Source organism: Terriglobales bacterium (assembly GCA_035691485.1).
Taxonomy (GTDB): Bacteria; Acidobacteriota; Terriglobia; order Terriglobales; family Acidobacteriaceae; genus JAIQGF01.
This window is the reverse complement of sequence record DASSIZ010000025.1, coordinates 25,151-36,400: the sequence shown is the minus strand read 5'-3', so window position 1 is coordinate 36,400 and position 11,250 is coordinate 25,151. Positions and strand designations below refer to the sequence as shown.

The following is an 11,250-nucleotide window of genomic DNA, read 5'->3' as shown; positions in this document are numbered from 1 at the left end:
TTCTTCTGCGTTCCGGAAATGCGTACTTCCGCGCCTCGGGCGCGCTGGTGGCGGCGGGCGCACTGGTTCCATTGATCATCTCCGGGGGCTTCTACCTGGCGCGGCGAGGGTTTGAGCCTGATGAACCGCTATTAAACCGCGTCGAACCGCTGAGGGAATCCACTGCTGAAGTCGAGGCTCCAGTTGCGCACGCAACTTCCGCGGTCGAGGCGCTCACCGCGTCGCGTATCCAACTGCTTATAGGATGCGGCATCGCTGGATTGCTGCTGGTGATCCTGACTCATCCGCCGCAGATTGGCGCTTTCCTGCGCTTCCGCGTCAATGCCGCGCAGGCGGCGGAGCGTGGCGACACGGAACTGCGCGCCCGTGGCGTCCATCCGGAACGATATCATCGCGTCGCCACCCTGGTCGATCGCTCGAATCCGTACGCCAACGAATTTCTCCGCCGCAGGCTGGGGACAGCAGGAGTGGACCGTTTGTATCAGGACAAGGTGCCGCTCGCGTTGTGGCGGGTGCGCTACTTCCGCGACGGTGAGCAGGATGAGTACGCGGTCGTGCTGCGTCCGGACGGCGCCGTGCACGCGGTTCACCACACCCTGGAAGAAAAAGCGTTCGGCGCAAAGCTGTCGCGCGAGGAAGCGCAGGCTCTAGCCGAGAAGTATCTGCGCGAGAAGAAACAAGTGGACTTGGAAAAATGGAAGCTGGTGGATTCCTCGGCCGATGCGCGTCCGGCACGCACCGATCACCGTTTCGTGTGGGAGGAAAAGCAAGCGGCAGCGGGCTCAAGCGCGGATGCGGCGTACGTGCGCATGGAACTGAAAGTCCAGGGCAACGAAGTCTCCGGCTACCGGGTCTTCTTCAAGATTCCCGAGCAGTGGGAGCGGGACCAGCAGAAGCGCACCCTGGCGCGGGTGCTGCAGTTGGTGTGGCAGATCCTGTTAATCGCCGCCCTCGCGGTGAGCGCGCTGGTCTTGTTTTTCAGAAACCTGCAGCGGCAGACGGTGCCGTGGAAGCGCCTGTCGAAGTGGGCGCTGGTGGCGCTGGCTGGGACCGCGCTGGTGACGATCACCGGCATCCCACAGTTGTTGGCGAATTACCCCACCGCGATCCCGTTGCGCACCTTCGAGGCGATCTCCGGCGTGTCGCTGTTTCTCGCGACTCTTCTGTCGTATACGTTGGCGTACTTCCTGTTGGGACTGGCATGGTTTTTCTTGGCGCGGAGCTATGGCGAGGAGAGGCTCTCGGCATGGAGCGGCATGCCCGCCACGTACTACCGCGACGCGCTCGTCATCGCCCTGGGCGGAACGGCGGCCTTGGCCGGACTGCAGCGGCTGGCGCAACTTGCGTCGCGCGCGTTGCCCACGATGATGCGCTCTTTCCCGGCAACGGTGCCGTCACGCCTGGATGGTTTTGCGCCGGCGGCGAGCGCACTCGGGCACGCACTGAGCACTGGAATCCTGGTCACCGGCGCGGTTGGTTTGATAACCGGTTTTATTGCCTGCTACCTGCGAAAGCGCTGGATGCAGTCGGCACTGCTGGTGGGCGGGGCGGCGGCCCTGGTGGGTGACTGGGGCAGCCCGGCGGATTTCGTGAAGCGCCTGGTGATCCAAGTTGTGCTGCTAGGCGTTGTATGGGCCGGAGTAAGAGGCTTGGTACGCTTCAATACCCTAGCTTATTTCCTGATCGCCGCTTTGCCTGGATTGGTGGCGACTGCAGTGGAACTTGCGAAGCAGCCAAATACGTATTTCAAGGTGAACGGGGTGATTGTCGCCTTAGCGGCAGTGGCGCTGATGCTGTGGCCGTTATTGGCGTGGAGATTGGCGGCAGAACGGGGCGGCGAAAGAGCTATCTCGGCGGTCGGACCGTAAGTTGTCCGTCGTTCTCTGTATTCTTGGGTCGTCGCGCGACCCCGAAATGACTTCCGGCCCGATACACCTGGTGTTCTGTCCCTATCACCCGGTCGTTAGTTGCAAACTCGCCCGAGTGGAACAGGGCCTCAGGCAAGAAGGAGCGCATGCGATTACAGATTGCTGTTCTTTGTGTGCTCGTACTTGCGGTTGGCATAAGCGAGGCGCAATCAGCGCCCCAAGCCTCGGTGGTGATGCAGGGGATACTGCTGGGGACGGGATTCCCGGCGCCTGATCCCGAACGCGCGGGACCCGCCAATGCGGTGCTTGTGGGTGAGAAGGTGTTCATTGTAGATACCGGGCGGGGAGTCACCATGCGTTTGGCGGCGCTGCAGAGGCGACCGTCGCGTATCGACGCCGTCTTTCTCACGCACCTGCATTCTGATCACACGGCGGACTTGCCCGACCTGTTCACCACCACATGGATCATGGGCCGCAGCAGGCCACTCGAACTTTACGGTCCAAAAGGTGTCGCGGAGCTCGCCGACGGCATGAAGCAATTCTTGGCCGAGGACATCCACATCCGCCGCGACTTGACTGAGATGCTTCCCGGCGCTGGGGCTGAGATCAGCACGCACGTCATCCAACCGGGTGTTGTGTACGACGATGGCGAGGTGAAGATCATTGCTTTCACGGTCGATCATGCGCCGGTAATCCCGGCGTTCGGCTACCGGTTCGAATCGCATGGGCGCGTGATCGTTTTCAGCGGCGATTACCACCCGCACGAGGACACGGTGCGCGCGGTGAAGGGCGCGGACGTGCTGGTGAGTGAGGCCTATCTTCCGGAGTACTTTGACCGGGTGCGAAAGCCGGAGTCAGCGGAGCGGCTGAAACGGTATCACTGCACGCCGGAGCAGGCGGGAGAACTGGCCTCCAAAGCCGGCGTTAAGAAGATTCTATTCACGCACATCATTCCTCCCGAAGGCGCGGGCGAGATCGTCCGACGAGCGAAGAAGGTCTTCGACGGCGAAGTCGTCGCCGGCAAGGATCTTATGAGGTTCTGATGGCGCGTTCTTATCGGCAGTGTGGGGGGCTAAGCGCTTGCGAATTCACAACTTTTTACGAATTTTTACCCCCATTTGACACACGGCGGGGAGCAATTGGCTATGTTGTCGGCTGTCCCGTGATAGATGCCCGGAGGTAGCGAATGGCGATGCGAGGGAAAAACGAACGGTTCAGACTGCTGGTGACACTTGGATTCGTAGTGTTTCCGGCCGCGGCGCTGATCGGGTTCAGCGTCCTGCACCTGCGTTCGATCCAGCGCGACCGTGCGATCGAGGCCGCGATCCAGCGGGATTTCCAGCACATGATGGCGATCACGGAAAAACGCATGGCTCGCAAGGCATACGACATGGTGGAGGTGGTCCAGGAGAAAGTGCCTTGCCCGTACGATTCCGATGCCGGCTCGCGGCTGCAGGCGCTTCTCGACCAGCATGCTGAATTCTCGCACGTGTTCGCCTGGAGTAAGGGAAAAGGAACGGTGGTGCGCTCGCAGTCCCGCTACGCCGAAATCCCCGAGGTCAAGGTCGAGGGAGAAAAGCTGGGTGCCATGATCACGGGCTGGTTCGACATGGAAGGCGGAGGCCTGGTTGAAAAAATGGAAAAGCTGGCGAGCAAGGGCGAGCGTCCCTATTTGCCGTCAGGCGAGTGGATCAACCGCAATGGAAAGGGCGTCTACCAGGCGGTAGTTTTCTTTCCGCTGAAAGAAAACAAAGCGGGCATCGGCGGAGTGGTGTTCGATCCCGAGTTCCTGCAGGGCAAGTTTTTTCCCGAGATGATGAACACGATGATGGCCGAGAGCGAATACGAGTCGCGCAGCAACAACAACGGCCACTCGGAGGCGGTGATGATGATTCACGCGCCCAAGGAACCGGCGATGGCGACCTGCTCGGATTGGGACGGCGGCATGCCGGAAATGGAGCGCAAACTCGAAGCCGGTTTCCCGGGGCTGATGCTGGCAATGAAGTTCAAGGGCACCACGGTGGAGGCGATCGGGCAGAAGTTCCTGCGTACCAGTTTCCTGGTCTTGGGCGGTTTGTCGCTGCTGCTGGCAGCCGGCATGGTGTTCACTTATCGCGGGGTGCGCAAGGAAATGGAGCTGGCGAAGATCAAGTCCGACTTCGTTTCCAACGTTTCCCATGAGCTGCGCACGCCGCTGGCGTTGATCCGTTTGTACGCCGAGACGCTGGAACTGGGGCGAGTGCCGCAAAAGGACAAGCAGCAGGATTATTACTGCACCATCCGCAAGGAAAGCGAGCGGCTGACGGCCCTGATCAATAACATTTTGGATTTCTCGCGCATCGAGGCGGGCCGCAAGGAGTACGACTTCCGCGAGACCAACTTGCCGGAGCTGGTGCGGACAACGCTGGAAGCGTATCGCTACCAGATCGAGCAGCAGGGATTCCGCTTCGAAGAAAAGATCGCGGACGATATTCCGCCCGTGATGGTGGACCGGGAGGCGATTGCGCGCTCGCTGCTGAACCTGGTGAACAACGCCATCAAGTACTCCTCCGACGACCGTTACCTGGGCGTGAACCTGCAACGCAGCAACGGCTCGGTGAAGCTGGAAGTGGTGGACCACGGAATCGGGATCGCGCGCGAAGAGCACTCGAAGATTTTTGAAAAGTTCTACCGCGTTTGCGACCCACTGGTGCACAACACCAAGGGGAGCGGCCTGGGGCTGTGCCTGGTGCGGCACATCGCCCATGCGCACGGGGGCAATGTCGAGGTGGAGAGTGTGCCCGGCAAGGGCAGCAAGTTCAGCCTGCTGCTGCCGGTGCAGCCTCCGGTCGCGGTGGTGCAGAACAGCAAACCTGATATCAGCCAGGGCGTGGGGGTGGCGTGATGACGAAGGTCCTGATCATCGAAGACGAGCCCAGCATGGTCGCCGGCCTGCGCGACAATTTTGAGTTTGAAGGTTATGAGGTCCTTACCGCCTATGACGGGGTCGAGGGCCTGGAGCGAGCCTTGAAAGACTCGCCTGACCTGGTGCTGCTGGACGTCATGATGCCCAAGATGAGCGGCCTCGACGTCTGCAAGCAGCTCAAGGTGAAGCGGCCGTCGGTGCCGATCATCATGCTCACCGCGCGCGGGCAAGAGGTGGACAAGGTCGTCGGCCTGGAATTGGGCGCCGATGATTACGTCACCAAACCGTTTTCCATCCGCGAACTGATCGCGCGCACCAAGGCCGTGCTGCGGCGCGTGCAGCACGGCAGCCACAACGGTGATCGCGTGGGGTTCTCGGACGTGTCGGTGGACCTGAAGAGCTGCCGCGTCAGCCGCCGGGGCAAGATGCTGGACATCTCGGCGAAAGAATTCGAGCTGCTGAAGTATTTCATCAGCCACAGCGGAGAAACCCTGAGCCGGGATCGCCTGCTCAGCGACGTCTGGGGGTACGAGCGGTTTCCGACCACTCGCACCGTGGACGCTCACATCGTTCGGCTGCGGCAAAAGTTGGAGCCGAATCCCGAGCAACCGCAATACTTCCTCACCGTGCATGGTGTCGGATACAAGTTTGTCGGCTGACGCGTGAAAGGCACGCTGGAGACAACTTATGGCAACCAGCAGGATCCAGCAGCGGATGCAGGCGGAACCGTTGGCCATCGCGCTGAACACGGTCGCGCCGCGAGAAAGCAAACGCGTCCGCAAAGTAAGCGCCGAAGCTTTGGAAGTGCAGGTGGCGGCGCTGGAACAGGACCGGCGGCAGGTCTACCAGGAATTGTTCGAGGCGGCGCAGGTCCAGCGCCGGTTGAGCGGGGCGCGACACGTCGAGCGCGCCGGCTTTGAAATCGCCAGCGAAGTTTTCCCTATCCGCCACCTCGCGGGCGACTTCATCACCACGATCGAAATTAAAGAGCAAGTCTGGATCGCACTCGGCGACATCGAAGGCAAGGGACTGGCAGCGGCCATGTGGTTTACGCACTTGGTGAGCCTGATTCGCTGTCATGCGCTCGCGGATATGAATGTCGCCTCGGTCATGACCAGGGTCAACCGCGACCTGTGCGGGCTGCAACCATCGCCACCACTGACTGCGATGGTCCTGCTGGCGATTGATTCCTCAGCGCGGCCAATCGAATACTGCAATGCCGGGCATCCGTCACCGCTGGCAGTGCGTCGCGACGGTCAAGTAGAGCGGCTCGAAGTCGGCGGCCCGCTGCTCGGCGTATTGAGCGGCGCCACCTACGAATCCGGGCGCGTCGAGCTTGGCGCGGGCGACTTACTGCTGGGATGCTCTGACGGGGTCCTCGAGTGTCACAACGAAAAGGACGAAGACTTCGGGTACACGCGCGTCATCACCCAGGCGCGAAAGCACGCCGACGATTCGGCGCGGGCAATTTTGTTTTCCATTCTCGGTGCGGTGCAGGATTTTGCCGGCGACACGACACGACAGGACGATGTCAGCGTGCTGGTGATTCGACCAGCAAAAGATCGACGCCAGTAGTTGAGAACAACGCATGTCGTCCCGAAGCTCAATTCGCGCGGCCGCGTGCCCGCCCGCAGCAGGCTCCTTTGTCGCCGGGGATGATGACCTGGCGCTGGTGGGAGAAGCAGAGATGGGAAGCGTGTCCGCGTTCGAAGTGCTTTCCTCGCGTTACGACCGCGCAATCCTGTCGCTGCTCCTTCACCTGACGGAGTGTGAGACCGAGGCGCTCGATCTGTGCCGCGCCGTCTTCCTGGCTGCGTATCGCAACCTGCCGCGCCGCAAGACAGAGTCGGTGTACGTTTGGCTGTATCAGATCGCGGCCGAGCAGTGGCTGCAACGGACCCCGGACACCGTGGGAACTCCAGGCCTGAAGTCAGACCGGCAGTTTCCGGCGTTGTCGGACCGCGAACGGCTGGTGTTCACCCTCAAGTCGGCCGAGCGCCTCGCGCTGCGAACCGTCGCCATGATCCTGTACGATTCCGAAGAGGCCATTGCCCGCACCTTCAGCCGCGCGGTTGGCAAGCTGCAGGCGGATTCCAAGCGCAATTACTGATTTCTGTGCAGGAACTTCAACCGCTTGTGAGGCTGCGCGCCGGCTGGGACATCGTCGTATTTCAAACAACTGATGGAGCCATCGACCTCGAGCACAGCGAGGGCAACATCTGTCACATTACAGATGCCGTGCTCCCGGAGGGCGCGCATTAATTCGTCATTCGACACGTGCTCGCGCGCCATGTGGGGAGCAATCACTTCACCGTTGTGCACCAGCAGCGACGGCGAACCCTGGATGAGGCGGCGAAAACGGCGATTCAAGCCGGAGACTTCCGCGACAATGTAGTTGACCACCAACAAGGTGACCGCCGCGGCCACGCCACCGAGCAGCGAGGTGTCGGGACCGGTCATGGCGTTCTGCACCGAATTGCTGATCAACAGGAGCAGGGTGAGATCGAAGGGCGTCATCTGGCCGACCTCGCGCTTGCCGCTCAGCCGAACGCCGAGCAGCACGACGAGGTAGATGACCAGCGTGCGAACCACGATCTGTACGAGAACGACGCCGCCTGGGTACATGAGAGAGTACGACCACACCTCTATTGCTGCACAGTCGGAACGGGCGCTCCTTTGGGCGCACTCAGGTACCCGGTGATTTTGTTCTTGTCCGCCGACATCACCACAACCTCGTACAGGTTGCGGTCACGCCCGGTATAGAACTGCAGCGGTTCGAACAAGGTGCGATCTTTTTTCTCGATGGTGCGATCGTCGGCCATGACGTTCAGGGTGAACTTGCCTTTCTTGCCGTCCACCTTCTTGAGCTGCAGGCTGACGGTGGAAACCGGCGTCGGCCGGCCGCCCTTCTGCAATGAGAATTCGTAAATATTGCGGTCGCCGCGATGCTTCAAGACCTCCAGATCGTCGCGGGTGTGCGCGATCAGGCCGCTCTGCACGTTGAGGTCGCCCATGACGCGCTCCAGCTTCGACTTGGTCGCTTCCAACTCAGTCCTGGTGGCGGCGATGTCGCTCTTGGCCCCGCCAAGATCGGTCCTGACACCAGCCACTTCCCCACTGACAGCGCCGACCTGTTTCTGGGTCTGCTCGGTGATGCGCTGCTCGGCCTGTCTCTGCTCCCGCTGCAGAGCGGCGGAGCGCGAGGCGATTTCCTTCTGGGTCAAGCCAACTTTTTCCGCCAGAACCTGCGTTTCTGCCTTCAGGCTGGATTCAGCAATGCCAAGACGCTTCAGCAGTTGCGCGTTCTCGGCCTTAGCCGCGGTCTGCCCCGCTTCCAGCTTGTCGATGCGCCCGCGCGAATCGACAATGAAATAAAGCGAAGCGATCACATAAACCATCGCGACTGCCAGCAGCACATAGCGCAGCAAGTTGCCGCCTGAGCCGGTGCTTACACCTTGGTCATCATGTTCTTCGGACATAATTCTCCTGACCTGAGTTGAAGGATGAGTAATTGTTAAGCAGAAGCCCTGCACTGTCAATGAACACGTTCTCGAGTTCTGAGTTCCGGGACGCTCCGGACAGATATGTGGTTAAGCCCGGCATCGTCAGGTGAACTGAAGAAAAACAGCGGGTTAAGGTGCTGCTTTGGTTTGACAATTGCACACCTCATCAGCAGCAGAAGTACCCCTGGATAGACGGCAATAGAGTGCCGCCACGTAAGACACACATCCTCTTAGGCCCAGCGCCGTAATATCCGGCAGAGCTGGCCGACAGAGAAGCGGGGCGGGAACTTCCAACTGTTGGCAGGTGGGGACTACGTTGAAGCATAAATTTTCACTTTATCTAGGGTGGATAACTTGGGGGGAGCGAAGTGAAATCAACCATCATTAGGGTCTTACTTGTATCCGTGGCGCTGTTGCCGGTCCAGGTGTACGCGCAAAATGCCGGGATTGCCCCGAGCCAGGGGGCTGGCCAGGGGGGAACGCCTACTGGCAATGTGCTTAGGATCACCTCGCCGAAGCCGGGCGCGCACGTGCAACAGACGTCCGTCGACGTGCAATTTGAACTTACCAACGGCGGAGCCTCGGCTGCCGGCGTGCCGACTTTCCGGGTGAAGCTCGACAGCCGGGATCCAGTCACAACCAACTCGACGAGCTACACGTTTACCGGACTGACGCCGGGAGCGCATACGGTTGTGGTGCAACTGGTGGACGCCAATGGGACCCCCATTGCGGGAGCGAGCAGCGAAGTGCCCTTTGTCGTGGTACAACCGGGGCCCACTCCGGGTGCGGCGATCGCTCTGCGGCATCACAGCCCGAGCATGATTCAAGCCGCTTTCCGGGTGGAGCAACCCAAGGATCAATCCACCGATGACGAACCGCCGTCGGCTGCCGGGGCGCTCCCGCTGCTTTCGGTTATCGGTTTTGGCGTACTGCTGGGCGGAATTGCTTCGGCGATGAAGACCAGGCCGCGGTAGCTCCGGTTTCTATTGGCGTGCTGAGGCACGGGCAACCGTGTCTCTCTTTTTGCCGCTTCCAGCCATCCCGATTGAGGTCCCCGGGTTCCGAGATGCTGGATTTGGGCATCTTACACAGACAGGCCCCGATTCACTTGCAATCCATTTACGCCGGAGAACGCGCGCTTGATCAATGTGGACCTGCAGTTCTGGCAGAACATCGCACGACGCTCCATGGACAGATTCCGTGCCTTTCTGCGTGCTGGAGTGCAGCACGCGCGAGAGTTCCGCAAGGACCGAAACTTGCGGCAGGCGATTTCGCCCATGCTGGTGATTGTGGGCGCGGTGCTTCTCGGCTACGTGGGTGGGCAGTACGGGGAGATGTTTTATGAGCAGCATCAGCTGGCGCGGGCATGGGAGCAACAGCAGCAGGCGCCACACGCTGCCGTGGCGAACCCAGCCTCAACGACAGTCACTCAAGACGGGTTGACCCGGCTTTCCGTCCCCAAGATCGACCTCGACTCGGTGGTAGTGGAAGGCACCACCTACCGGTCACTGTTACTGGGCCCTGGTCACATGAAAGAAACGCCCGCCCCGGGAGAGACCGGAAATTCTGTGATCACCGGTCATCGCGATACATTCTTCCGCCACATTCATGAACTCGAAAAGGGCGACATTGTCATGGTGCAGCGCGAGGGCAAGACTTTCCGCTACCAGGTGGTGGGCAAGAAGATCGTCGAACCCGACGACATGTCGGTGGTCCGCCCGGCCAAGGACAGCGAGTTGACCCTGATCACATGCTACCCGACTTACTACATCGGCCCGGCGCCAAAACGCCTGGTAGTCTTTTCCAAGCTTATCGGCGAACAGCCGGACGCGGTGCGGGCGAGCACCGCGCAATAGTTCCTTCCGGGCACCGGTCTAAAATGCCTTCGTGAAGACCTGGGACGCAATCATTGTTGGCGGCGGGATCATCGGGATGTCGCTGGCGTTGTCGCTGCGCCGGCATGGGGCCAAGGTGCTGGTAGTGGAGCGCGCCGAACCGGCGCGGGAAGCATCATATGCCGCGGCCGGTATGCTGGCCGATCTGGATCCGCATACGCCCGAAGCGTTGCGTCCGCTCGCAGTGGCTAGCGCCCTGATGTATCCGGAGTTCGTTCACCAACTGCAGGACGAGTCCGGCGTGAACGTGGACTTGCGCGAGTCGGGAACGATTTATTTTCCTGAGTCGAACTTTGCCTTGGGTACGATCGCGGCGGGTATGACTGAAGGCGACCAACTCAAGTCGCTGGAACCCTGCCTGGCTTATACCGGCGTCGCGGTGCTGCTGCAAGAGAGAAGCGTCGATCCTAGGGCGCTGACGACGGCTTTATTGAAAGCGGCAAAACATCGAGACATCGACGTCTCTTCGGGAACCCCGGCCACCGAGCTGATGATGAGCAATGCTGTCGTGGAGGGCGTGAAAACCGCCAAGACCGCCTTCCATGCGCCTGTGGTAGTGAATTGCTGTGGCGCGTGGGCCGCCGAGCTTGCCGGCGGCGTGCGCATTCCGACCAGGCCGGTTAAAGGCCAGATGCTGGCATTGATTGCGCCGCGACGAGACCTGCTGCATCACGTGGTGCGCGGCCCGGAAGTTTACCTGGTACCGCGCAGCGATGGGCGAATTCTGGTTGGATCGACGACAGAAGAAGCCGGCTTCGACAAGCGGGTAATCCCGGACACGGTCCAGCGCCTGCATCAGAAAGCCGCTGAACTGGTGCCCGAATTGGGCGAAGCACGCATGCTGGAGGCATGGGCTGGACTGCGGCCCGGCACCCCGGACGGCTTGCCAATCCTGGGACGCGGCGAAACCGACGGGTACTTCGTGGCGACCGGGCACTATCGCAATGGGATCCTGCTCGCGCCGGTAACCGCCCTAGTGATGACCCAGGTGATTCGCGGCTTACCGCCGGAGTTCGAACTCAGCGCGTATTCGCCGGGCAGGTTCACAAAAAGGGGAATCGGGTAATTGGATAAAGTAA

At 60.8% G+C, this 11,250-nt stretch carries 11 protein-coding genes; 9 read left to right on the top strand and 2 right to left on the bottom strand.

Annotation, left to right across the window (positions count from 1 at the left end; translation table 11 throughout):
* From VFI82_03595 to VFI82_03570, 6 genes are all read left to right on the top strand, one after another.
* Positions 1 to 1,868: hypothetical protein (locus VFI82_03595; protein ID HET7183741.1), on the top strand; the 1,868-nt coding region annotated here is incomplete at its 5' end.
* 146 nt (positions 1,869 to 2,014) lie between these two features.
* Entirely contained in the window at positions 2,015 to 2,911 is an 897-nt protein-coding gene (locus VFI82_03590) for an MBL fold metallo-hydrolase (GenBank protein HET7183740.1), read from the top strand.
* Positions 2,912 to 3,054: 143 nt separating this feature from the next.
* Positions 3,055 to 4,752 (top strand): HAMP domain-containing sensor histidine kinase, encoded by a 1,698-nt coding sequence (locus VFI82_03585; protein HET7183739.1) that lies wholly within the window; start codon positions 3,055 to 3,057, stop codon positions 4,750 to 4,752.
* The gene (locus VFI82_03580; GenBank protein ID HET7183738.1) at positions 4,752 to 5,432 is read left to right on the top strand and encodes a response regulator transcription factor; all 681 of its coding nucleotides are present in this window, start codon (positions 4,752 to 4,754) and stop codon (positions 5,430 to 5,432) included. Before VFI82_03585 ends, VFI82_03580 begins: the two co-directional genes overlap by 1 nt.
* 28 nt (positions 5,433 to 5,460) lie before the next feature.
* Positions 5,461 to 6,348, top strand: a complete 888-nt coding sequence (locus VFI82_03575) for a PP2C family protein-serine/threonine phosphatase (GenBank protein HET7183737.1) — start codon at positions 5,461 to 5,463, stop codon at positions 6,346 to 6,348.
* Between the two features lie 13 nt (positions 6,349 to 6,361).
* Positions 6,362 to 6,883 (top strand): sigma factor, encoded by a 522-nt coding sequence (locus VFI82_03570; GenBank protein HET7183736.1) that lies wholly within the window; start codon positions 6,362 to 6,364, stop codon positions 6,881 to 6,883.
* Here the strand turns inward: VFI82_03570 and VFI82_03565 are convergent.
* Positions 6,877 to 7,398: a YetF domain-containing protein gene (locus tag VFI82_03565; protein HET7183735.1), complete on the bottom strand. Its 522-nt coding sequence runs from the start codon at positions 7,396 to 7,398 to the stop codon at positions 6,877 to 6,879. The genes VFI82_03570 and VFI82_03565 overlap by 7 nt on opposite strands.
* Before the next feature lie 20 nt (positions 7,399 to 7,418).
* The gene (locus tag VFI82_03560; protein HET7183734.1) at positions 7,419 to 8,252 is read right to left on the bottom strand and encodes a hypothetical protein; all 834 of its coding nucleotides are present in this window, start codon (positions 8,250 to 8,252) and stop codon (positions 7,419 to 7,421) included.
* Between the two features lie 392 nt (positions 8,253 to 8,644).
* On the opposite strand from VFI82_03560, the gene VFI82_03555 reads away from it, so the two are divergent.
* The 3 genes from VFI82_03555 (at position 8,645) to thiO (ending at position 11,237) form a co-directional block, all read left to right on the top strand.
* On the top strand, positions 8,645 to 9,250 hold the full coding sequence (locus VFI82_03555; protein HET7183733.1) for a hypothetical protein: 606 nt from the start codon (positions 8,645 to 8,647) through the stop codon (positions 9,248 to 9,250).
* Between the two features lie 174 nt (positions 9,251 to 9,424).
* Positions 9,425 to 10,132, top strand: a complete 708-nt coding sequence (locus tag VFI82_03550; protein HET7183732.1) for a class D sortase — start codon at positions 9,425 to 9,427, stop codon at positions 10,130 to 10,132.
* A gap of 31 nt (positions 10,133 to 10,163) precedes the next feature.
* Positions 10,164 to 11,237, top strand: a complete 1,074-nt coding sequence (thiO, locus tag VFI82_03545; GenBank protein HET7183731.1) for a glycine oxidase ThiO — start codon at positions 10,164 to 10,166, stop codon at positions 11,235 to 11,237.
* The last annotated feature ends 13 nt before the right edge of the window (positions 11,238 to 11,250 follow it).

Excerpts from the sequence above, each read along its gene's own strand:
- VFI82_03590 (HET7183740.1), top strand. The coding sequence starts at position 2,015 with ATGCGATTACAGATTGCTGTTCTTTGTGTGCTCGTACTTGCGGTTGGC.
- VFI82_03585 (HET7183739.1), top strand. The coding sequence starts at position 3,055 with ATGGCGATGCGAGGGAAAAACGAACGGTTCAGACTGCTGGTGACACTT.
- VFI82_03580 (HET7183738.1), top strand. The coding sequence starts at position 4,752 with ATGACGAAGGTCCTGATCATCGAAGACGAGCCCAGCATGGTCGCCGGC.
- VFI82_03575 (HET7183737.1), top strand. The coding sequence starts at position 5,461 with ATGGCAACCAGCAGGATCCAGCAGCGGATGCAGGCGGAACCGTTGGCC.
- VFI82_03570 (HET7183736.1), top strand. The coding sequence starts at position 6,362 with ATGTCGTCCCGAAGCTCAATTCGCGCGGCCGCGTGCCCGCCCGCAGCA.
- VFI82_03565 (HET7183735.1), bottom strand. The coding sequence starts at position 7,398 with ATGTACCCAGGCGGCGTCGTTCTCGTACAGATCGTGGTTCGCACGCTG.
- VFI82_03560 (HET7183734.1), bottom strand. The coding sequence starts at position 8,252 with ATGTCCGAAGAACATGATGACCAAGGTGTAAGCACCGGCTCAGGCGGC.